Genomic DNA, 19,679 nt, shown 5'->3' on the forward strand with positions numbered 1-19,679 from the left:
GCCTTGCACAGACCTTGGCAAGCGTATGAAACATGCCGCCTGGTCCGCCGGCCTCGTGCCGGGCGGCTCAGGCAGGGCGCGGCTGCGGCTAGCGGCAGGCCGCTTCCTCGGGCAGGAGCTCCACGTCCATGTAGGGTTTACGCAGCTTGGTGAAGGTGCAGTCCTTGATGATGGTTTCCAGCGTGGCGTTCATGCGGCCGAGCAGTTCGCCGCTGTCCTTGCGGGCAATCCAGCTCGAGCCCGCTTCGCCGCCACCGGTCCACAAGTCGCCGCCCGCGAATTTCCAGCCTTTGCCCTGGGGCTTGGACAGGAACTCGTTGGTCCAGCTGATCTTGGGGCCCAGGCTCATGTCCAGCCGTCCGTTGGCAAGGTCAAGCCGGATCTGGTCGGGGTTGTCGTAGAACACGATCTGCACCGCGTTGCCGAACGTCTCGGACACGTATTTGGCTTGCGCCGAACCGCGTTGCAGGCCGATGCGCGCGCCCTTTAGGCCTTCGGGTGTGAAGGTGTAGTGCTTCGCTTCCGGCACCACGTAAGAGTCCGGATTGAACAGCACCGGACGGCCGAACAGCACCTTTTCCTTGCGTTCCGGCAGCGGCTTGGTCTGGCTGACCACGGCATCCAGTTTTTTCTGCAACAGCGCGGGAATCAGGGCCTTGAAGTCCATGACGACGATTTCGCAATCGACCTTCATCCGTTTGCATGTCTCGCGCGCCAGGTCGGGTTCGAAGCCCGTCAGGCGGCCCGAGGGATCGACCATGCTGAACGGGGGATAACTTCCCTCGTTGCCAAGCACCAGCTTTTCGGCATGGGCCGGCGCCAGGACGAATAACGAGGCGCTTGCGAGTGTCAGCGCCGTGATGGTTTTGTGCAGATGCATCTTTTTCCCCTTGTTTATTGGTTCTCCGCCGTGGCGAAGTGCTTACACGACGTCTTTACATCGTGTCGGCCTTGTTCAGGTTTCCGTTGAACAGCGACCCGTAGCCGGGCTTGGCGCCTGCCGCGCCGGTGAGTTCCAGGCAGTGCCAGAACGAGGCCTGGATGGCCGAGATCACCGGCTTGCCGAGTTTCTGTTCCAGCGCCTCGATGGCCCCGACAGTCCGGAAATTGGTGCACGACACGAAGATGGCTGTGGCATCCGGGTGGTCGACCGACATCACGTGGTCATAGACTTTTTCAAGCGAGACCTCGGCCAGCGCGTGGTCATCCGAGATGCCCAGGCAGGCGCTCCTGACGACCTCGTGGCCGTTTTCCTGCAGGAAGCGGATGGCGCGTTCGTGGATCTCGGGCAGATAAGGCGTGGCCAGCGCAACCTTGCCGGCCTTCACCTTCTTCAACGCCGCGAGCGTGGCGGTGGACGCCGTGGTGATCTTCGGCCCCGGCACCCATTGCCGCAGCTTCTGGATGAGCGCCTGGTCGTAGGCGGTGCCGTGCAGAAACGAAGCGCTGGTGCCGCCGAACAGCAGCACGTCGATAGGGGCCGCGCCCGCCAGGCGCGCCGCCTGCTCCAGCTCCGGGGCGTTCATCATTTCCTCGATGCCCTGCACGGTGACCTTGGGGAGCTTGATGCGTGCGGTATGAGTGGAAACCCCCGGCGCGGACATGGCCCACATCTCTTCTTCCATCACGACACTGGAGGCGATGTAGATCAGCCCGATGCGGGCAAGGTCGCCCGAGCCGTCGTAGCGGAATTGGGGATAGGCAGCGGGTGGGGGCATTGAGGCGGTGTTCATCCGGTTTCCCTGCAAAGAGAGGTTGCTTCGGCTAGCGAAAACCAATGATGAGAGACGCGATCCGAGCGACCAAGTCGCCTTTTCCGTTGGCATGAATAGATTTTCCTGATGGCCGGACGAGCCGCCCCGATGCATGGCGAAGGCGCATCGCCGCAGGCGCCGCCCGCGTCAGGATTTCCGAGACGGGACGCCGGAAAAAACAAATAGGCGGCCGCCCCGCTTGGGCCGACCATCAGCGGGCAGGTCACGGCCTTATGCGACGCCGCTTGCCAGGCTGGCGCGAGAGGCCCCGGATAAACCCTAATAAAGAGTCGAGCCATGAAGCACAAGCGCATACGCACCTTCAATACCAAGGCAACCTACCCGGAACAGAAACTCGACAACGATCTGTGCCAGGCCGTCGTCGCGCGCGGCAGCACGGTCTTTCTGCGCGGGCAGATCGGCCAGAACCTGGACACGTCCGAGAGCGTCTGCATCGGCGATGCCTCGGGCCAGGCGGAGCAGGCGATGAAGAACATCGACATGCTGCTCAAGGAAGCCGGCGGCGAACTGCAAGACATCTGCAAGATCACGATCTATCTCATTGATCCCCGTTATCGCGAGGCGGTCTATCTTGTGGTCGGCAAGTGGCTCAAGGGCGTGTTCCCCGTGTCCACCGGTATCGTGGTGTCGGCATTGGCGCGCCCCGAATGGCTGGTGGAAATCGACGCGACTGCTGTTATTCCGGATTGACGCCACAGGAGGCCCCCGTCATGACTTTCTCGATCATTGCCCGTTGTCCGGCCACCGGCCAATTCGGCGCGGCCGTCTCATCGTCGTCGCCCGCGGTCGCGGCGCGTTGCGTCCGGGCGCGTGCAGGTGTGGGCGCGGCGGTCAGCCAGAACATCACCGACCCCGCCCTGGGGCCGCTCATCCTTGACGCGATGAGCCAGGGCCATTCGCCCGAGCGCGCGCTGCAGTCGCTGGCCGAACGTCCTTTCATCAGCTACCGGCAACTGATGGCCATCGACGCCACGCAGGCGCCAGCCATCTTCACCGGGTCGAACGCGCTGGGCCGTCTGGCCAGTGCAAAGGGTGCGCACGCCGCGTGCGCGGGCAATATGCTGGCGTCGCTGGATGTGCCCGCCGCCATGCTGTCAGCGTTCGAGAAGACGCCGGGTTCGCTGGCCGAACGCCTGATGCAGGCCATGCTGGCGGGGCAGGCGGCGGGTGGCGAAGAGGGGCCGGTGCATTCGGCCGGCCTGCTGGTGGTGGCGGAGCTGGATTGGCCTATCGTCGACCTGCGCATGGACTGGGTGGAGCAATGCCCCGTCGAGACGCTTTACGAGGCCTGGAAGATCTACGAGCCGCAGATACAGGACTACATTACCCGCGCCCGGGACCCGCGCGCCGCGCCAAGCTTCGGCGTGCCCGGCAATCTGTGACAGGCGGTGGCAGGCGCCGAGTGCGAGAAAACCCGAGGAGCGTCCAGCCCGCTGTCCGGGCATAGTGGGACACTTTTTCCTCGGTGCGGCGCATGCCGGCGCCGGGCCATGGTGGCGGCCCGCCAGCCGGAACGCCACCTCCCTCCAGCCCGCTCCAGTTTTCTCACTTCGGACTATGCTCAATCGCATTTCGCTGCGCCAGATGGAGTACTTCGTCGCCACCGCCAAGCATGGCAGTATCGCCGCGGCATCCAGCCAGATCCACATTTCGGCGCCTTCGATTTCGGCCGCCATCGCACATGTTGAAACCGAGCTGGACGTGCAGTTGTTCGTCCGGCATCCGTCCAAGGGCCTGGCCCTGACGGTGCTCGGCCAACAGGTCATGAGCGAATGCGAAGACCTGCTCGAGCGCGCGTCGCGCCTCTACAAGATCGCGTCCGTCTCCAGCAACACCATCCAGGGCACTTTGCGCGTGGGCTGCTTCCAGTCGCTTACGGCCATGATCGCGCCCGAGGTGATCTTTGGATTCGCGCGTGCGTTCGACAAGGTCGAGCTGCACATGGTCGAAGGCGACCAGCAGTTGTTGATCGACAAGCTGCATACGCTGGAGATCGACGTTGCGCTGAGCTACGACCTGAGGCTGGGCGACGAGATATCGTTCGAGGCGCTGGCGCGTTTGCCGCCGCATGTGGTGGTGAGCGAACTGCATCCGCTTTCGCAGCAGATCGCGGTGACGCTGGAGGAGCTGGCCCGCCTGCCCATGGTGCTGCTGGACCTGCCTTTGAGCCGTGACTACTTCATGTCCCTGTTCGCGAAGGTCGGGCTGGAGCCGAACATCGTGGCGCGTTCGCGTTCCGAGGAAGTGGTGCGGTCCATGGTGGCCAACGGGATCGGCTATGCCTTGTTCAACGTGCGGCCGAAGTCCACCCAAGCGCTGGATGGCAAGCGGCTGGTGCGGCTGCGCCTGGTGGGTGAACACCGCCCCATGCTGCTGGGCCTGACGACCTACAAGCCGATGAAGCCGTCGCGCCTGACCGAGGTGTTCATGCAGCGCTGCCGCTCCTATATCTCGGATCAATACATTCCCGGCATGAGCGAAGGCAGCTTCTTCGATCCTTACGTACTTCCCGAAAACGTACTTCCCGAAAACGTGCTTTCCAAAACTGTGCTTCCCAAAACCGTGCTTCCCAAAAACAAATGAACGGACGGCGCGCCTGAGCGCCTTCCGCCTACTTGCAGGCCCATGCCATGAGCAAACCCACTCCGGACAACAGTCCCGACCTCTTGCGCGAATTGCTCGCGTTCCCATCCGTCACGCTGACGCCGAACATCGAACTCATCGAGCGTGTGCGGGAGCTGCTGGCGCAGGCCGGCATCGCGTCCACGCTGGTGGCGGACCCGCAGGACGCTGCGCGGAGCAATCTGTACGCGTCCGTTGGCCCGCAGGATGTGCCCGGCATCCTGCTGTCGGGCCACACCGATGTGGTCCCCGTGACGGGCCAGCCCTGGACCTCGCCGCCATTCGAGGCAACCCTGCGCGATGGGCGCATCTATGGGCGCGGCAGCGCGGACATGAAGGGCTTCGTCGCCTGCGCCGTGATGGCCATGATCCGCGCGGCCCGCCAGCCGCTTGCGCGCCCCTTGCATCTGGCGCTGTCGTTCGACGAGGAAATCGGCTGCGTGGGCGTGCGCCATATGCTGCGCGCGCTGGAACATATGGAACCGGCTCCGCTGCTCTGCGTCGTGGGTGAGCCCACGCTGATGAAGATTGGCACCGGCAACAAGGGCAAGGCGGCCTACCGGGCCTTGTGCTGCGGCCAGGCGGGCCACTCCGGGCTGGCGCCGCATTTCGTCAATGCCATCCACACGGCCAGCGATCTGATCAGCGCCCTGCGCGACGTGCAGCGCGACCTGGCCGAACACGGCCCGCGCGAATCCGGCTATGACGTGCCGTACACGACCGTGCACGCGGGCACCATCAAGGGCGGCACGGCGCTGAACATCGTGCCCGCGGAATGCGAAGTCAATTTCGAGATCCGCAACGTCGCGCAGGATGACCCGAACCAGATCCTTGAGCGGGTGTTGGCGCTCACCAGGACGAAAATGCGTGCCGCGGACGCCCGGCCCGATGCCGAGCCGCCCCGGGTCACGACCGTCAACACGTATCCCGGCCTGTCCACGGCAGACGACTCGGAGGCCGTCGCGCTGCTGGCCTCGTGGCTGCCGCCGGACACGCCACGCGTCAAAGCCGCTTTCGGCACCGAGGGCGGCTTGTTTCAGCAGCTGTGGGCGCAGACGTCGGTGCTGATTTGCGGACCGGGCAGCATCGAAGTGGCGCACAAGGCCGACGAGTACGTCGAGCTGTCGCAGCTGGAGGCGTGCGACGCCATGATGGAAAAGTTGACGCAGTATCTGATGGCCTAGGGCGGGCGGGCATCCGGGTCATTGCAGCGTTTCGGACGCCTTCAGGAACCGCTGTCCCGCTGCTATGCTTGGCTGACTGGTCGCCACGCCGCAGTGCCGGGCCATGGCGACAGCCAAACCGCAACCTAGGAGCATCGACATGAAGCTATCCAAACGCGCGTTGTTGACAGGGCTGGCGCTATCCGCGTTGTTGGCAGTGGCCCCCGCGGCCATGGCGCATCACGGTTGGTCATGGGCAGAATCCGAACAGATGACCTTGAAAGGCACGGTCGAGCAGGTGCAGGTCGCGCCTCCCCATCCGACGTTGAGGGTGCGAGCCGATGACGGTGTCTGGGTGGTCGAACTGGGCAATCCCACCCAGACGAAGGAAGCGGGATTCGTCGAGGATTCCGCCAAACCGGGCGATGCCATCACCGCCATTGGCAACCGCGACCAGGACGCCGGCAACAAGCGCATGAAGGCTGTCCAGATCATGGTGGGCGGCAAGACCTACGACATCTATCCCAGCCGCATCAAGAAACCCTGAATTCCATAGTCTTTATCCATGCCCGAACTGCTTCGGCTTGCCCTGGAACAGCTTACGGCCCTGCCGCCAGCGCTGTGGCTGCGACGGTCCGGAACCCTCTATCTTCTGGTCAACGCCGCCCATATCGGCGCCATCGGCCTGTTGATCGGTTCGATCGTTCCGCTGGACCTGCGGCTGCTCGGCGTCCTCAAGCCCACTTCCTTGGCGCTCCTGGCGCCTGTGCTCGCGCGCACGGCCGCGGTTGGCCTTGCGCTGGCCATACTGACCGGCGCCATACTGTTCACCGTGCGGGCACAGGAATACCTGCAGAACCCGGCATTTGTCGTGAAGATGAGCTTGTTGGGTGCGGGCGCAATCAACGCCTGGCTCGTGCGCCGGGGCGGGGCATGGGGGCAAGTATTACAGGGAGGCCGCCCCTCCAGCGCGCTGCGCTGCCAGGCCGCCGTCTCGCTGCTGCTATGGACCGGCTGCCTGGTAGCGGGCAGATGGATCGGGTTCCTGTAGCCCGCCTTTCGTCAAGACATCAATTTGATCAGGTAGGCGTCTGCGACGCTGGCCACCGCATTCAAGGTGGCGTCATCAGCCGAGCATTGCCAGAAACCTGGATGCCTTCGCCGCGTTGCGGGCCGATGTCGACGCGAATGCGGCAGGGGACACCCATGTCATCGCCTTGATCGATCCGGATGCTGCCCTCATGAGGCCAGCCCATATCGCGCAAATAGCCGCCCAGCGCGGCGGCGGCGGCGCCGGTGGCCGGGTCTTCGAACACCCCGCCCAATGGGAACGGATTGCGCACATGAAAATGTTGGTCCTGTTCCGCATGGATCAGGCAAAAGGTCGTCAGGCTTTCACGCTGGGCCAAGGCCTGGCCTTTGACGATGTCGTAGTCCATCTGGCGTAGCGCGTCGCGGGATTGCAAAGCCAGAACCAAATGGTCCGCCCCTGCATGCGCTAGCGCAGGCGGTATCCGACGGTCAAGATCCTCTTCCCGCAGCGCGAAGAGCTGCAGGGTTTCTTCAAGCAGCGCCGACCGCACGGCGCAACTTTTGGTGGCAGGCGACCGAAACGACGCGCTCCAGTCCGCCTTCGAGTAGCGCCCATCAACGGTGATCGTCGCCCGATTCAGTTGAAGCCTGAAGGTGCCCGAACCCTGCCGCTTCGCCAACGCCGCGCCAAGTGCGATCGTGGCATGGCCACAAAAATCCACCTCGACAAGCGGTGAAAAGTAGCGCACCCGCCAGCCGTCTTCCTGCGGCGCGGCGAAGACGGTTTCCGAATAGCCGACCTGCCGGGCGATACGTTGCATTTCGTCCGCTGCGGGCAGCGATTCGCCAATGACCACGCCTGCGGGATTGCCGCCGGAGGACGCGGCCGAGAATGCCGCGATGTGCTCAACGTCCATTTTTATCCTTTGTGTCACACGCCACCCTCGCGCCATGCGCTGACGGCGTCAGGCCTGAGCGTGTATGGGTTCGAAGGAAGCAATCAGGTCGATTTCGACTTTTGCGCCATTGATCGCCAGTTGGGATACGACCGTCGAACGGGTCGGCCGGTGCTGCCCAAATGACTTGCCGAAGGCTTGGTCGAACGCGGCGAAGTCCGCTTTTTCTGTCACCCAGGCGTTTGCTTTCACCACGTCTTCAAGCCCTAGCCCATGTTTGGCGAGAACGTCGGCATGGTGCGCCAGGATCTGGGACGTTTGGGCAGCCACGTCTCCGTGAATCTCGCCTTTGTCATCGAATGCCAATTGGCCGGACAGAAACAGCAGGGAACCGGTGCGCAGCGCGGTTGAGAGGTGAGGCATGAAGTCTTCCTTTATCTTGGTGTGGTGTGAATAAAGAAATTTTCACGCGAATGACCCGCTCGCCGCCATAGCCGCTGATTGCAGGTCATTGCTGCACTGAATGCAGCGATGGAAAACGGCGTTACTACGTTGGCGCGCCGCCGGACCAGGGGAGATGGCGAAAAAGGTCCGTGATCCATTCGGCAAACGCTTCGGTCCTGGCTGGCGCATAGCGGCGCGAGGGACGGACCAGATAGATGCCTCCCTCCCTGTCGAACGTCCATGCCGGAAGCACTCGCACCAAAGAACCTGCCGCCAAGTCACGGGCCACCAGCCACTCTCCGGCGCCTATCACCCCAACGCCCGCCCGGGCGGCCTCAAGCAGCGCGATCGGGTCGTTGGTGCGCAATGTGCCGTTGGCACGCACCGTTTCTACCCGCTGTCCATCCGAAAGCCGCCACATCGGAAACGAGTTCAGGCTGGGGTTGCCGAGGCAGTTTTGCTTTTGCAGATCGGAGGGCTGATTCGGCATGCCATGGCGCTCAATGAATTCAGGCGAGGCGGCAAGAATGCGTTCATGGCTTGCCAGCTTTCTGGCGACGAGTTGGCTGTCGGGCAAATGCCCGATCCGAATTGCCGCATCGAAGCCGCCCTCGATCAAGTCGATGACGGCGTCGCTGTATTGGGCGTCAAGCACAAGCTTCGGGTGCTGGTTCATGAAAGAGGGCAGGCGAGGCGCCAACCACTGACGCCCCATCGTCGCGGGTAAAGCGACTTTCAGGGTGCCGTGCAATTCGCTGGCTTGTTCGGCCGCATCTAACTGCGCTTCGTTCAGCAGGTCCATGGCAACCTTGAGCTTGTCGGCAAGCCTTTTCCCAGCCTCGGTTAACTGCACTTGCCTGGTGGAGCGTTCCACCAACCTTACGCCAAGGCGAACTTCCAACGAAGCGATTCGCTTGGAGATAATGGTCGGATGCCGACCCAGTGATCGACCTGCGGATGCGAAGGAACGTTCCGCGGCCACCGCCAGCAAGGCCGCGATTTCGTCGATGTGGCGACTTTCCAATTCGGTCATTCTAAAAGCTACAAATTTGTAGGGCAGGTAAAACGGGAACGGGGCGAGGTCCCGCATCTAGCGGCCGTGTGAGCGCGGCGATGCTTCGATGCTCCCCGACAGCGTTCAGCGTGCCGACATGCACCAAGCAGGCATATGCTCAGATGTGGCGGCGCAGCCCGGGTTTGAATGACATTGCCCAGTGTGAACGGCCTGGTTCCAATAGAGGCGGAGCCGACTTGGATAAGTGTCGCATGCGGCGCCAGTTGGAGGCTCCATTTTATCGCCGCAGCCCAGAATTAAGCTCGTCGAACCGCGATAGGCGGAGCACGCCCGACAGCCCGTAGGGGCTGGCGTTGGCGTTCTGAACGGTTGGACTCGTCTTGATTATCGCGGACATAGCACACGTGCCTGGTCGGCTCTTCCCTTCTGATACGTGCGGGTCGCGGATGAGCTACGACCGCTTCTGGCTGTGAGGACGCTCGAGGACGTCCGCTTCCGGCCCGAAGACCGTTAGGCCAACGCCTCGTGTGGAAATGTCGAGCCGACTCCGATGCTGGCGCTATCTGGAGGCGCCAGAAATCGCAGATTGCGCGCCCTGCGACGTTAAATCGGGAGGGGCGGTGGACAGCAAGCCCAGGTCGCCGAATACAGCGCGCACGATTTTCATGCGCGCAGCGGCATCCTGGCTTTTCTTAACGTCAATGTTGAGCGCGAAATAGAAAACCTCTCCCTGCCGTTCCAGATAGCCTACAAGCCAGCCCGTTTGCGGCGCGCCTGGTTCACCAAGCCCGGCCCATCCCGTCTTGCCACTCAGACGGTAGTCAGGTGTCTGTTCCAGGACGAGCATGTCTTTGGTCATCTGCACCGTCCGCTCGGCCAAGCCGAATTGATTGACATAGAACCGCCGCAAGAATTCCACCTGCTCGTTCGCGGAAATTCTGAGCGAACCGATTAGCCAAAATTGATCTATGCCTCCAGAAATGTTCCGGTTGCCGTAGTCAAAACGGTCGACATAAGCCTGCATACGTTCCGCGCCAATGCGCCTGGCGATTTCCTGGTAGTACCAGACTGCGGAGTTTTGTAGCGCCGATTCAAGCGTATGGTTTTGCGCCCATGCCGCCGGCCACCATGGCTGGCGAGGCGCGCGTTTACTGTCCCACTCGATTACGAAGTCCTTGCTTTTCGCTTCACCTGTTTCCAATGCAATGAGCGAATTGGGAATTTTGTAGGTGGACGCTGGCAGATACCGTTGAGCGGCCCTGACCTCGTCATAGCGCCGAAACTCTCCGGTCTGTCCGTCAAGAAGGACGAACGTGCCCTCTACTTGCTGCTCATGAAATCTCGCACCTATATCGACCACGGGCAGTTCGGCCTGAGCAGCTGCCGATCCGAGCAATGTCATTAGCAGCGGCAAGGCTGCTTTGGCAAACCGACGAAATTTCGACTTCATGTTGTCTCCTTGATTGTCATGCGGGATGCATGCGGGCGCCAGAATATGCGTGTGTCTCAAGAGCGCCAATCAAGTTGCCGTAACCTCTGTAACATGGCGGAATGACTCGGAAAATCCAAATCGATTTAGGCCGTCCACTTCTTGTGGACGGCATGCCTGCGCGGTATCAGTCGGTTTGGCTGCTGCTAAGAGTCTGGTACGCGCAGCAAACAGGTGAGGTGTCAGTGCCCGGGTCGTCATTGCAGGCCCGATACCCGGGGAACTCCAACCTTCGCATGCTTGTTTCCCGCGCGTTTCGTGATTTCGCAACGTGGGGGGTGGAGGTGGGGTGGGGAAATGCCATTGACCTGCCCCCTGCGCTGCTCAATGCATCACGCCGCAGCCAGGGACCATTCTGGATGACGCAAGCGCAGGCAGATAGGGTGATGTGCCGCCACGGCTCGGAGCCCGCAAGCCTGGACTTCTTAGCGAACTTTCTTGGCCTGAGGGGGCATGTATCCCCGCGCGCAGACCTTCTGCAATACGTGACCCAGGATGGGGACTACTGGAATCACCTGACCCAGGCCATGCGGCTCGCGCGAGATGGCATGGCGACGACGGGTATGAGTTGGGCTGCGAGTTATCGGGCCGCTGACCGAACGGCACTGGACGACTTTCAGCGAGCGTTGGCCATACTCAAAGAGAGTCTTGCATGGCGTCGTCACGGTAACGTAAGGCGCAGCGAGGCCGCGTTAAACAGGCTGGGGCGTATTCTCCAGTCAGAAGGCGTCGGCCCTTCCATGCCGACCTTGTCGGCAATGGCGTCGGTCGCCTCGGCCTGGAATAGCTATGCGCGCGGAGATATCAGGCAATCGCATGCCGGACTGGACCGTCTAGTGGCGGACCAGTTTCTGGCGCCTGTCATTCGCTACAACCCCCGCGTGCGCTTCGAATACCTGAATTTGCGTGCCTTGCTGCACAAAGGCAGCGCTCTCGAGGACAAGAGTGCTGATCGAGTCTTGAGAATGAATGAGGCGGAGAAGGCGATTTGCGCCTTGTCAGAAGCACTGCAGGCCGCTTACGAGGCGGACTCTGTCGAGGCCGCTCAGGATGTGGCGGCAAACATTGGATGGACGTTGTGGTTATTTTGGCAACAGCGGCTGCTTGCTGTACTCAACGACCAGGACGTTCATACGGTGCAAGGATTATCGCTACGCTGGCTGGGGCTATCGGAATGGATATGCGACCGCTTTGGCGTCGGCGGCAGTTCTGCCTGGAATACCGTGTTCGTACTCCGCATCGCTCGTGGCAGCTGTGATGACAGAAGCGGAGACTTGAAGCGCTTTCAAGCGCAGTCGCCCCTTCCTTTGGGCAAAATGTTAGAGGCAGTCAAGCCGTTCCAAGCCGCCTTTTCGCGTGCCAAGGGCTACGAAGACTGGTCGAATGTCGCGGCCTTCACGCTTGAGGAAAATGACGCAGGCCGAGTTTTCTACGGGGCTCATCAAGTGGCTAACTTGCTGCTTGAATTCGTTTGGTATCGCACCCATAGCGAGGGGCTGAGCCACCAAGTTTTCGCTGCGGTGGAGCGGTTTGCACACGTCGTGCAAGGTTTGGGTTCGGGGCAACGACGCTTTTTCAGGGAAAGCATCAAAGCCTTACCTGAGCCGCTCCAGATAGCCGCAAAGGATGCTGCGGCCTCACGCGACGCCGATTCGACAAGGCTCCCACGGCAAGGCAATCAGGCTGACGGAGGCTGAATGACAACGCCGCCGGACTGCCCCGACGCGAATTCCGACCAGCACGTTTGCGTGAACGTATACAACGCGTCTTGTGCCGTCAGCGGCGTGCGCCCGGCCAAGCGCGCCAGCACGTAGTGGCCTTGGCGTTGCCGGTCGGGCGCAATGGGCACTTCCACCAGATGGCCCGCGGCCTGCTCGCGCCGCGTCACGCAGRTCACGCCCAGCAGTAGCGTGTCGGTGTGCAGGGCAAGGCTTACCAGCGCGTCCAGATTTTCGCAGCGCGTGGTCACCATGGTTTCGGGCGCGCCGCCCGGCCCCAGCGTTTCGGCCAGCCGCAATGACACCTCGGGGCTGAGCGTGCTGGAGGCCACCGGGTACTGCCGGATCTGATCAATGCCCACGCGCTTGTGCGCCAGAATCGGATGCCCTTTGCGGCACACCATGCCCGCGCGCAAGGGCGCCAGCGGACGCGTGTCGATATCGGCGGCGTCGTACAGCATGCGCGCGTCGCACACCATGGCGTCGATGCGTTCGGCGCGCAGCATGTCCAGCAACGTGGCGGTGGCGCCGAGTTCGACGCCTACGCGCACGTGTGGGTGGTTGGCGGCCATGTGCGTGAGGAATGGGGAGAGCAACAAGGAGGCCGGCGTGGGACTTAGTCCTATATTCAGCGTGCCCGACTCGCCGCTGTGCAAGGTTTTGAGCTCACGTTGCAGCTCGGCCTCTTCGAATCGCATGCGGCGCGCACGTTCCGCGACGCAAGCGCCGTAGGGCGTCAGGCGCACTTGGCGCGTGCCGCGGTCCAAGAGCGGCAAGCCCAATTCGGCTTCCAGCGCCTGGATGCTGCGGCTGAGCGCGGGTTGCGACAGGTTCACTTTTTCTGCCGCGCGCGAGAACGTGCCGTGTTCCACAACGGCGAGCAGGTGTTTACGTTTCTGAAAGTCCATGTCGGAAAAGCATCAATGCTATGAAATAAATGCATTGGAATTATAGTTTGCGGCTCCGTATGATGGCCCGCAGACGGTGTCCGCCAGAGACGCCGCACCCCGCGCCGGGTGACTCGCACCGTGACGCGGTTTCAAGAAATTCGGAGACAGATTCATGAAGCAGCACTTGTTGATGGCCGCCATCCTGGCGGCCTGCACGGGCGCGTTCGCCGCCCACGCGCAAACGCCGGCCACCCCTTCGGCTACCCCTTCCACAACATCTTCCCCCGCCGAGGCCCCCGCAGAAACCCGCGCCACGCGCCCGGCCGGCGGGCAGGTCACGATCCGCCGCGATGACTACGGCATGCCGCATGTGTACGCCAACACCGTCTACGGCATCTTCTATGGCTACGGTTACGCCGTGGCGCAAGACCGCCTGTTCCAGATGGAGATGGCGCGCCGCAGCACGCAGGGCCGTGTCGCCGAGGTGCTGGGTGAAAAAATGGTGGCCTTCGACAAATCGATACGCGGCAATTTTTCGCCCGAACGCATCCAGCGCCAGTTGGCCGCGCTGCCCGCATCCGAACGCCAGATTCTGGACGGCTACGCCGCGGGCATGAACGCCTGGATTGCGCAGGTGCGCGCCAAGCCGGGCAGCCTGATGCCCAAAGAATTCAATGACTTGCAGTTTCAGCCGTCAGACTGGACGCCTTACGACGTAGCGATGGTTTTCGTCGGCACGATGGCCAACCGCTTTTCGGACGCCAACAGCGAGATCGATAACCTGGCGCTGCTGACCGCGCTGAAAGACAAGCACGGCGACGCGCGCGCCATGCAGATCTTCAATCAACTGCGCTGGATGACCGACAGCCGCGCACCGACGACGGTGCCGGAAGAAGAGGGGGTGTATCAGCCGAACGCGGCGAAAGCGCAGGCCACGCTGTCTTACGCTTTGCCGCGATACGACGGCACGCCGCCCATGCTGGAACGTATCGCCCGAGACCCGCAAACGCGTGGCGTGCTGGACGCTGCCACGGCCGACGCGCCCGCGCGCCTGTTGGCGCAGTTTGCGGAATCGGGCCAGCCCGGCATTGCCGGTTTTCCCACCACCAGCAATATGTGGATCGTCGGGCGCGACCACGCCAAGGACGCGCGGTCGATTCTGTTGAACGGCCCGCAGTTCGGCTGGTGGAACCCGGCCTACACCTACGGCATCGGCCTGCACGGCGCGGGGTTTGACGTGGTGGGCAACACGCCGTTCGCCTATCCCAGCATTTTGTTCGGCCACAACGCGCACGTCACCTGGGGTTCTACCGCGGGCTTTGGCGACGACGTCGACATCTACGCCGAAAAGCTCGACCCTGCCGACCACACCCGCTACTTCCACAATGGTGAATGGAAGACGATGGAAAAGCGCACCGAGCTGATCGCGGTGAAGGGCGGCGAGCCCGTGCTGATGGACGTCTACCGCACGGTGCACGGCATCGTCACCAAGTTCGACGACAAGCAGCACGTGGCCTACGCGAAGGCGCGCGCGTGGGAAGGCTATGAGCTGCAATCGCTGATGGCCTGGACGCACAAGACGCAGTCGAAAAATTGGGACCAATGGAAGCAGCAGGCCGCGCGCCACGCGCTCACCATCAACTGGTACTACGCAGACGACCGCGGCAACATCGGCTATGCGCACACGGGCTTCTACCCCAAGCGCCGTGCCGGCCACGACCCGCGCCTGCCCGTACCCGGCACCGGCGAGATGGATTGGGACGGCATGCTGCCGTTTGCCACCAACCCGCAGGTGTACAACCCGCGCCAGGGCTTCATCGCCAACTGGAACAACCAGCCGATGCGCGGCTACCCGTCCACCGACCTGTTCGCCATCGTCTGGGGGCAAGCTGACCGCTACGCCGAAATCGAAACCCGCATGAAGGCCATGACGGCCAACGGCGGCAAGGTCAGCCCGCAGCAGATGTGGGACTTGATCCGCACCACCAGCTACGCCGACGTCAACCGTCGCCACTTCCTGCCGTTCCTGCAACGCGCCGTGGCGGGGCTGCCCGCTGATGACGCGCGTGCGCGCCTGGTGGCGGGTCTGGCGTCCTGGGATGGCATGGGCACCAGCGACAAACAGCCGGGCTTCTATGACAACGCCGGTTCTGCCGTGATGGATGCCTGGCTGCGCGCCATGCTGAAGGCCACGCTTGCCGACGAGATGCCCGCCGACTTCTTCAAGTGGTACAGCGCCACCGGCTATCCCACGCCCGCGGCGCCCGCCACGGGCTCGGTCAACCTGACGGTGGGGGTGAAAGTGTTATTCAACGCGCTGGCCGGCCAGAATTCGGGGGTGCCGCAGCAATACGACTTCTTCAACGGCAAGCGCCCCGAAGCCGTTACGCTGGCCGCCTTGGACGAAGCCCTGGCCACGTTGCAGAAGACGTATGGCCAGGACCCCGCTGCATGGCGCATCCCCGCGCCGCCGATGGTGTTTGCGCCCAAGAACTTCCTGGGCGTGCCGCAGGCGGACGACAAGGCGGTGCTCAGCTACTCGGCCACGCAGAACCGGGGCACCGAAAACAACATGACGGTGTTCGATGCCAAGGGCGTGCACGCGGTGGATGTGGTGGCGCCGGGGCAGAGCGGCTTCGTCGCCCCGGACGGCACGCCTTCCGTCCACACCCGTGACCAGTTCGATCTTTACAACCGCTTTGGCAACAAGCGGGTCTGGTTCACGGATGCAGAGGTGCGCGCCAACGCTACGTCGGTTGAGACGTTGCGCTACTGACCGCGTAGCCGCCCTGGTGGCTGGCCAGGCGCGCATAGGCCCCTTGCTTTCGCAGCAATTGGTCGTGCGTGCCGGCCTCCGCCAGCGTGCCGCGTTCCAGCACCAGGATCAGGTCGGCGTCGCGGATGGTGGACAGCCGGTGCGCGATCACCAAGGTGGTCCGATGGCGCATCAGCGTGTCCAGCGCGCCGCGCACTTGCATCTCGGACAAGGTGTCCAGATGCGAGGTTGCCTCGTCCAGAATCAGCACGGGCGCGTTCTTCAGAAAGGCGCGCGCAATCGAGATACGCTGACGCTGGCCGCCCGACAACTGCATGCCGCGTTCGCCCACCTTGGTCGCCAGGCCCTCGGGCAGGGTGCGCACGAAGTCCGTCAAGGCGGCTTGCTCCAGGGCGCGCGCCAGCTCGTCGGGCGAGGCCTCGGGGCGGGCCAGCCGGATGTTGCCTTCCAGCGTGTCGTTGAACAGGTAGGTGTCTTGCGTGACCAGCGCCACCCGTTCGCGCAAGCCATCCAGCTGCAACTGGCGCACGTCCACGCCATCCAGTTTCACCACGCCCTGGCGCGGGTCCCAGAAGCGCAGCAGCAGGCTGGCGACGGTGCTCTTGCCCGCCCCTGACGCACCCACTACCGCCACGGTAGCGCCGGCCGGGGCCTTGAAGCTCAGGTCCTTCAAGGTGTCTTCCTGCTTGCCCGGGTAGGCGAAGCTGACGTGGTCGAACGCCAATGACAACCCATGCGTGGCGACAGGCGGCGCCAGCGGGCCGTCGGTAACGGGTTCCGGTTCGTTGGCCACCACATGCAGGCGGCGCGTGGCGGCAATGGTGTCGGCCAGTTGACGGCTGACCTGCGAAATTTCGGACACCGGCAGGAAGGTGGCCAGTGCAATCAGCACCAGCAACGGCAGCATGCTGGCCGACAACGTGCCAGCCGCCACCTGCAACGCGCCGACGACGGCCACCGCCAAGCCGCCCAAGCCCATCGCGATTTCGAACCAGGCCGTTTGCTTGGAGAGATCACGCAGGATGTCCAGGCGGCGCACGCGGTACTGATCGGCCACTTTCAGGAACTGGTCGCGGCGGCGGCCGGTGGCCTGGAACGCGGTCAGATCGGCCAGCCCCTGGATGGTGTCGGTGGTGTGCGCGCTCATTTCGCCCAGCGCCTGCCGGGCCTTGTCGCCCAAGGCGTCAACGTGACGGCGGCCCCGCACGGGCGACACCAGCGCATAGGCCAGGAAGGGCAGCAGCGCCAGCGCCACGGGCCAGCTGTACACGCCCAGGAAGCCCAGCACCGACAGCGGCACCAGCACCGACACGATGGCCGGCGCGATGGTGTGCGCGTAGAAGTATTCGACCATCTCGATGTCTTGCGTGGCCAACGCCACCAGGTCGCCCGAACGTCGTTGCAGCAGGTAGGCGGGCGCCAGGCGTTCCAGCTTGTCGTAGAGCTTGACCCGCATGTCGGCCAGCAATTGATACGCCATCGCATGCGCCAGCCACGACTCCAGCCAGTGGAACAGGGCGGCCAACGGCGCGGCGATCAGCAGGCCAACCACCAGGCTGGAAATGTCACGGCCATCGCGTATGGCCGCTACGATCAGCGCGCTGAAAACGCCCACGCCGATGAAGGCCGCCACGCGCGCCACGCCCAGCAAGATGGTGGCGATGAGCGTGCCGCGCCACGGGCGCACCACCGACAGCAGGGTGCCCAAGGTCGCGCGCCAGCCGACCTGTTCAGCGTCGGCATCCAGTGAGCGCAGCACCGGGCCTTGCTTGGTGTCGGGGTCTGCGGCGGGGGGCGAGTCAGCGGTCCGGGCGATGTCGGGCGCAGCGTTGGCCGCGTGCGGGGCGGACTTGGTTACTGGCCCGTCTGTCGGCCCCGATATCGACCCGGCCTCTGCCACCAAGGGCAGGCCCGCCGAGGGGTTCTCATGCGCCTCCGCCTGCTCGTGCATCAGGCGGTAGTACAACCCGCGTTGCTGCATCAATTCTGCATGCGGGCCCGCTTCCACCACCCGGCCCTGGTCCAGCACCAGGCTGCGGTCCGCGCCGATCACGCTGGCCAGCCGGTGCGCCAGGATCAGCGTCGTGCGTCCGGACATCAGCCGGTCCAGTGCCTGTTGAATGAGGGCTTCGTTTTCCGTATCGACGGATGACAGCGCTTCGTCCAGGATCAGGATCGGCGCGTCGCGCAGCAGCGCTCGCGCAATCGCCACGCGTTGGCGCTGGCCGCCCGATAGTTGCAGGCCGCGCTCGCCGATGCGGGTCGCGTAGCCGTCGGGCAGCGCCATGATGAAGTCGTCGATATTGGCCGCGCGCGCAGCGGCGCGCACCTGCTCGTGCGTGGCGTCGGGTCGGCCCAGACGCAGGTTGTCGTCTATGGTGCCGTGAAACAGCGTGATGTCCTGGCTGACCAGCGCCATCTGCGACAGCAGTGTTTGCGTGTCCAGCGTATTCACATCGTGTCCGCCCACGCGGATCACGCCCGCCTGCGGCACGCATTCCCGCAGCAGCAGACGCACGATGGTGGACTTGCCCGCGCCGCTAGGCCCGACGACCCCGACGCGTTCGCCCGCTGCAATGCTGAACGCCAGCCCCTGATGGGCGCGGCGTTCGGGCGTGTAGGAGAACGCGACGTTGTCGAATTCGATGGTCGGCGCCAGCCGGGCAGTCGTAGCGGGAATGGAGGAAGCAGCCGAAGCAGCGGAAGCAGCCGAAGCAGCCGAAGCAGCCGAAGTAGCCGAAGTAGCCGAAGTAGCGGAAGTAGCCGAAGTAGCCGAAGCAACCGAAGCAGCCGAACCAGCCGAAGCAGCCGAAGCCGCCGAAGCAACGGTAGCAACGGAAGTCGCCGGTGCAGCCGGCTTGGCCGCATTGGCGCCTGCGTCAGGCGCCGGCGTCAACGGCTGCGCGTCCATCAGGGCGTGAATGCTGACAGCCGCCGATTGGCCCAGCATGCCTCGGTGCAACACCGAGCGCAGGTCGCGCAGCGGACGGAAGATTTCGGTGCCGGCCATCAGCACGATCAGCAGCGCTTCAACGCTCATGTCGCCCGCCGCCACGCGCCACGCGCCCAAGGTCAGCGCCAGCGCGGCGCCCAGCGCCACGCCCAGGTCGCTGATGCCGCGCGTCAGCAGGCTGACCGACAGCACCCAGAACGTGTTGTCCGACAGGCTGCGAGCTTTGGCGGCCAGACGCTGGCCCCAGGCCTTGCCCTGGCCGTACGACTTCAACGTGGGCAAGCCTTGCACGGCGTCCAGAAAGTCTTCGCCGAAGGCGTTCAGCGAGCGCGTGCGCGCCTGGCTGGCGCGGCGGTCCAGCATGTGTACCGCCATCGGGCCGAACAAGGCGAACAGCGCCGCCGCGAGGAACACGAGCGCAGTGGGCACGTCCCAGAAGGCGATCACCGCAAAGATGGCGAAGGGCGCGGCGGCCGCAATGGCGACCTGCGGCAAATACTGGCCGAAGAACGTTTGCAGCTGCTCGACCCCGTCCACCACCGTCAGCATGACGCCGCCCGTGCGCTGGTTGGCAAACCAGGCGGGGCCAAGTGTGACGATGCGGTCATACAGCTTGCCGCGCAGCGTCTGCTGAATCTGGGCCGAGGTGTGATTCGCCTGCACGGTGCGCCAGTGGTCAAAGCCCGCGCGCAGCAGCACCATTGCGCCCACGCACAGCGCGGGGGTGATCCAGTCTTGCCACGGCGCGCCGTTGAACACGCGGGCCAGCAGCTGGCCCAGGAAGACATAGCGGGCAATGCCAGCCGCCAGCGCCAGCAGGCCCAGGAAGATGCCGCCCGCCATGCCGGCGCGCAAGCCCGCGGTTAACCGCCACAATCGAGAGTCGAAATACATATCAATGCTCCA

General features: G+C 63.7%; 16 protein-coding genes. 8 read left to right on the plus strand and 8 right to left on the minus strand.

Annotation, left to right across the window (positions count from 1 at the left end):
• Positions 1-88: 88 nt before the first annotated feature.
• Complete coding sequence (locus AC1DSJ_RS07290) at positions 89-880, minus strand: transporter substrate-binding domain-containing protein (protein WP_054426205.1); 792 nt, start codon at positions 878-880, stop codon at positions 89-91.
• A gap of 55 nt (positions 881-935) precedes the next feature.
• Positions 936-1,733: a maleate cis-trans isomerase family protein gene (locus tag AC1DSJ_RS07295; protein WP_342067766.1), complete on the minus strand. Its 798-nt coding sequence runs from the start codon at positions 1,731-1,733 to the stop codon at positions 936-938.
• Between the two features lie 318 nt (positions 1,734-2,051).
• Between AC1DSJ_RS07295 and AC1DSJ_RS07300 the strand changes: the two genes are divergently transcribed.
• The 6 genes from AC1DSJ_RS07300 (at position 2,052) to AC1DSJ_RS07325 (ending at position 6,611) form a co-directional block, all read left to right on the plus strand.
• The gene (locus tag AC1DSJ_RS07300) at positions 2,052-2,465 is read left to right on the plus strand and encodes a RidA family protein (RefSeq protein WP_054426203.1); all 414 of its coding nucleotides are present in this window, start codon (positions 2,052-2,054) and stop codon (positions 2,463-2,465) included.
• A gap of 20 nt (positions 2,466-2,485) precedes the next feature.
• Positions 2,486-3,157 (plus strand): DUF1028 domain-containing protein, encoded by a 672-nt coding sequence (locus AC1DSJ_RS07305; protein ID WP_054426200.1) that lies wholly within the window; start codon positions 2,486-2,488, stop codon positions 3,155-3,157.
• 175 nt (positions 3,158-3,332) lie between these two features.
• Positions 3,333-4,358, plus strand: coding sequence for a LysR substrate-binding domain-containing protein (locus AC1DSJ_RS07310; RefSeq protein ID WP_245636413.1), 1,026 nt, complete (start codon positions 3,333-3,335; stop codon positions 4,356-4,358).
• 47 nt (positions 4,359-4,405) lie between these two features.
• Positions 4,406-5,581, plus strand: coding sequence for an acetylornithine deacetylase (argE, locus tag AC1DSJ_RS07315; RefSeq protein ID WP_342067768.1), 1,176 nt, complete (start codon positions 4,406-4,408; stop codon positions 5,579-5,581).
• Between the two features lie 139 nt (positions 5,582-5,720).
• Positions 5,721-6,107 (plus strand): DUF6152 family protein, encoded by a 387-nt coding sequence (locus AC1DSJ_RS07320; RefSeq protein ID WP_054426198.1) that lies wholly within the window; start codon positions 5,721-5,723, stop codon positions 6,105-6,107.
• A gap of 18 nt (positions 6,108-6,125) precedes the next feature.
• A complete protein-coding gene (locus AC1DSJ_RS07325) occupies positions 6,126-6,611 on the plus strand; it encodes a DUF6644 family protein (protein WP_441371196.1) in 486 nt (161 codons plus the stop codon).
• Positions 6,612-6,672: 61 nt separating this feature from the next.
• Here the strand turns inward: AC1DSJ_RS07325 and AC1DSJ_RS07330 are convergent, their stop codons facing one another.
• The 4 genes from AC1DSJ_RS07330 to blaOXA form a co-directional block, all read right to left on the minus strand.
• Positions 6,673-7,545 carry a PhzF family phenazine biosynthesis protein gene (locus tag AC1DSJ_RS07330; RefSeq protein ID WP_476760286.1) on the minus strand — a complete coding sequence of 291 codons (873 nt, stop codon included), beginning with the start codon at positions 7,543-7,545 and terminating at the stop codon, positions 6,673-6,675.
• Between the two features lie 12 nt (positions 7,546-7,557).
• A complete protein-coding gene (locus tag AC1DSJ_RS07335) occupies positions 7,558-7,911 on the minus strand; it encodes a RidA family protein (RefSeq protein ID WP_441371198.1) in 354 nt (117 codons plus the stop codon).
• 124 nt (positions 7,912-8,035) lie between these two features.
• Positions 8,036-8,965, minus strand: coding sequence for a LysR family transcriptional regulator (locus tag AC1DSJ_RS07340; protein WP_175169955.1), 930 nt, complete (start codon positions 8,963-8,965; stop codon positions 8,036-8,038).
• A gap of 541 nt (positions 8,966-9,506) precedes the next feature.
• A complete protein-coding gene (gene blaOXA / locus AC1DSJ_RS07345) occupies positions 9,507-10,397 on the minus strand; it encodes a class D beta-lactamase (protein ID WP_441371199.1) in 891 nt (296 codons plus the stop codon).
• 275 nt (positions 10,398-10,672) lie between these two features.
• Between blaOXA and AC1DSJ_RS07350 the strand changes: the two genes are divergently transcribed.
• Positions 10,673-12,133: a hypothetical protein gene (locus tag AC1DSJ_RS07350; RefSeq protein ID WP_346553059.1), complete on the plus strand. Its 1,461-nt coding sequence runs from the start codon at positions 10,673-10,675 to the stop codon at positions 12,131-12,133.
• Here the strand turns inward: AC1DSJ_RS07350 and AC1DSJ_RS07355 are convergent.
• Positions 12,115-13,062: a LysR family transcriptional regulator gene (locus AC1DSJ_RS07355; RefSeq protein ID WP_476760287.1), complete on the minus strand. Its 948-nt coding sequence runs from the start codon at positions 13,060-13,062 to the stop codon at positions 12,115-12,117. The two genes, AC1DSJ_RS07350 and AC1DSJ_RS07355, sit on opposite strands and share 19 nt — an antisense overlap.
• A 154-nt stretch (positions 13,063-13,216) precedes the next feature.
• Between AC1DSJ_RS07355 and AC1DSJ_RS07360 the strand changes: the two genes are divergently transcribed.
• The gene (locus AC1DSJ_RS07360; protein ID WP_441371201.1) at positions 13,217-15,820 is read left to right on the plus strand and encodes a penicillin G acylase; all 2,604 of its coding nucleotides are present in this window, start codon (positions 13,217-13,219) and stop codon (positions 15,818-15,820) included.
• On the opposite strand, the gene cydC is transcribed toward AC1DSJ_RS07360, so the two are convergent.
• Positions 15,792-19,667 (minus strand): thiol reductant ABC exporter subunit CydC, encoded by a 3,876-nt coding sequence (gene cydC / locus AC1DSJ_RS07365; protein ID WP_441371202.1) that lies wholly within the window; start codon positions 19,665-19,667, stop codon positions 15,792-15,794. The genes AC1DSJ_RS07360 and cydC overlap by 29 nt on opposite strands.
• Between the last annotated feature and the right edge of the window lie 12 nt (positions 19,668-19,679).

The organism is Achromobacter sp. 01N37, assembly GCF_056399725.1.

What these genes read in the sequence shown, in the direction of transcription:
- AC1DSJ_RS07290 (WP_054426205.1), bottom strand. Translation starts at nt 880, where the DNA reads ATGCATCTGCACAAAACCATCACGGCGCTGACACTCGCAAGCGCCTCG.
- AC1DSJ_RS07295 (WP_342067766.1), bottom strand. Translation starts at nt 1,733, where the DNA reads ATGAACACCGCCTCAATGCCCCCACCCGCTGCCTATCCCCAATTCCGC.
- AC1DSJ_RS07300 (WP_054426203.1), top strand. Translation starts at nt 2,052, where the DNA reads ATGAAGCACAAGCGCATACGCACCTTCAATACCAAGGCAACCTACCCG.
- AC1DSJ_RS07305 (WP_054426200.1), top strand. Translation starts at nt 2,486, where the DNA reads ATGACTTTCTCGATCATTGCCCGTTGTCCGGCCACCGGCCAATTCGGC.
- AC1DSJ_RS07310 (WP_245636413.1), top strand. Translation starts at nt 3,333, where the DNA reads ATGCTCAATCGCATTTCGCTGCGCCAGATGGAGTACTTCGTCGCCACC.
- argE (WP_342067768.1), top strand. Translation starts at nt 4,406, where the DNA reads ATGAGCAAACCCACTCCGGACAACAGTCCCGACCTCTTGCGCGAATTG.
- AC1DSJ_RS07320 (WP_054426198.1), top strand. Translation starts at nt 5,721, where the DNA reads ATGAAGCTATCCAAACGCGCGTTGTTGACAGGGCTGGCGCTATCCGCG.
- AC1DSJ_RS07325 (WP_441371196.1), top strand. Translation starts at nt 6,126, where the DNA reads ATGCCCGAACTGCTTCGGCTTGCCCTGGAACAGCTTACGGCCCTGCCG.
- AC1DSJ_RS07330 (WP_476760286.1), bottom strand. Translation starts at nt 7,545, where the DNA reads ATGGCGCGAGGGTGGCGTGTGACACAAAGGATAAAAATGGACGTTGAG.
- AC1DSJ_RS07335 (WP_441371198.1), bottom strand. Translation starts at nt 7,911, where the DNA reads ATGCCTCACCTCTCAACCGCGCTGCGCACCGGTTCCCTGCTGTTTCTG.
- AC1DSJ_RS07340 (WP_175169955.1), bottom strand. Translation starts at nt 8,965, where the DNA reads ATGACCGAATTGGAAAGTCGCCACATCGACGAAATCGCGGCCTTGCTG.
- blaOXA (WP_441371199.1), bottom strand. Translation starts at nt 10,397, where the DNA reads ATGAAGTCGAAATTTCGTCGGTTTGCCAAAGCAGCCTTGCCGCTGCTA.
- AC1DSJ_RS07350 (WP_346553059.1), top strand. Translation starts at nt 10,673, where the DNA reads ATGCTTGTTTCCCGCGCGTTTCGTGATTTCGCAACGTGGGGGGTGGAG.
- AC1DSJ_RS07360 (WP_441371201.1), top strand. Translation starts at nt 13,217, where the DNA reads ATGAAGCAGCACTTGTTGATGGCCGCCATCCTGGCGGCCTGCACGGGC.
- cydC (WP_441371202.1), bottom strand. Translation starts at nt 19,667, where the DNA reads ATGTATTTCGACTCTCGATTGTGGCGGTTAACCGCGGGCTTGCGCGCC.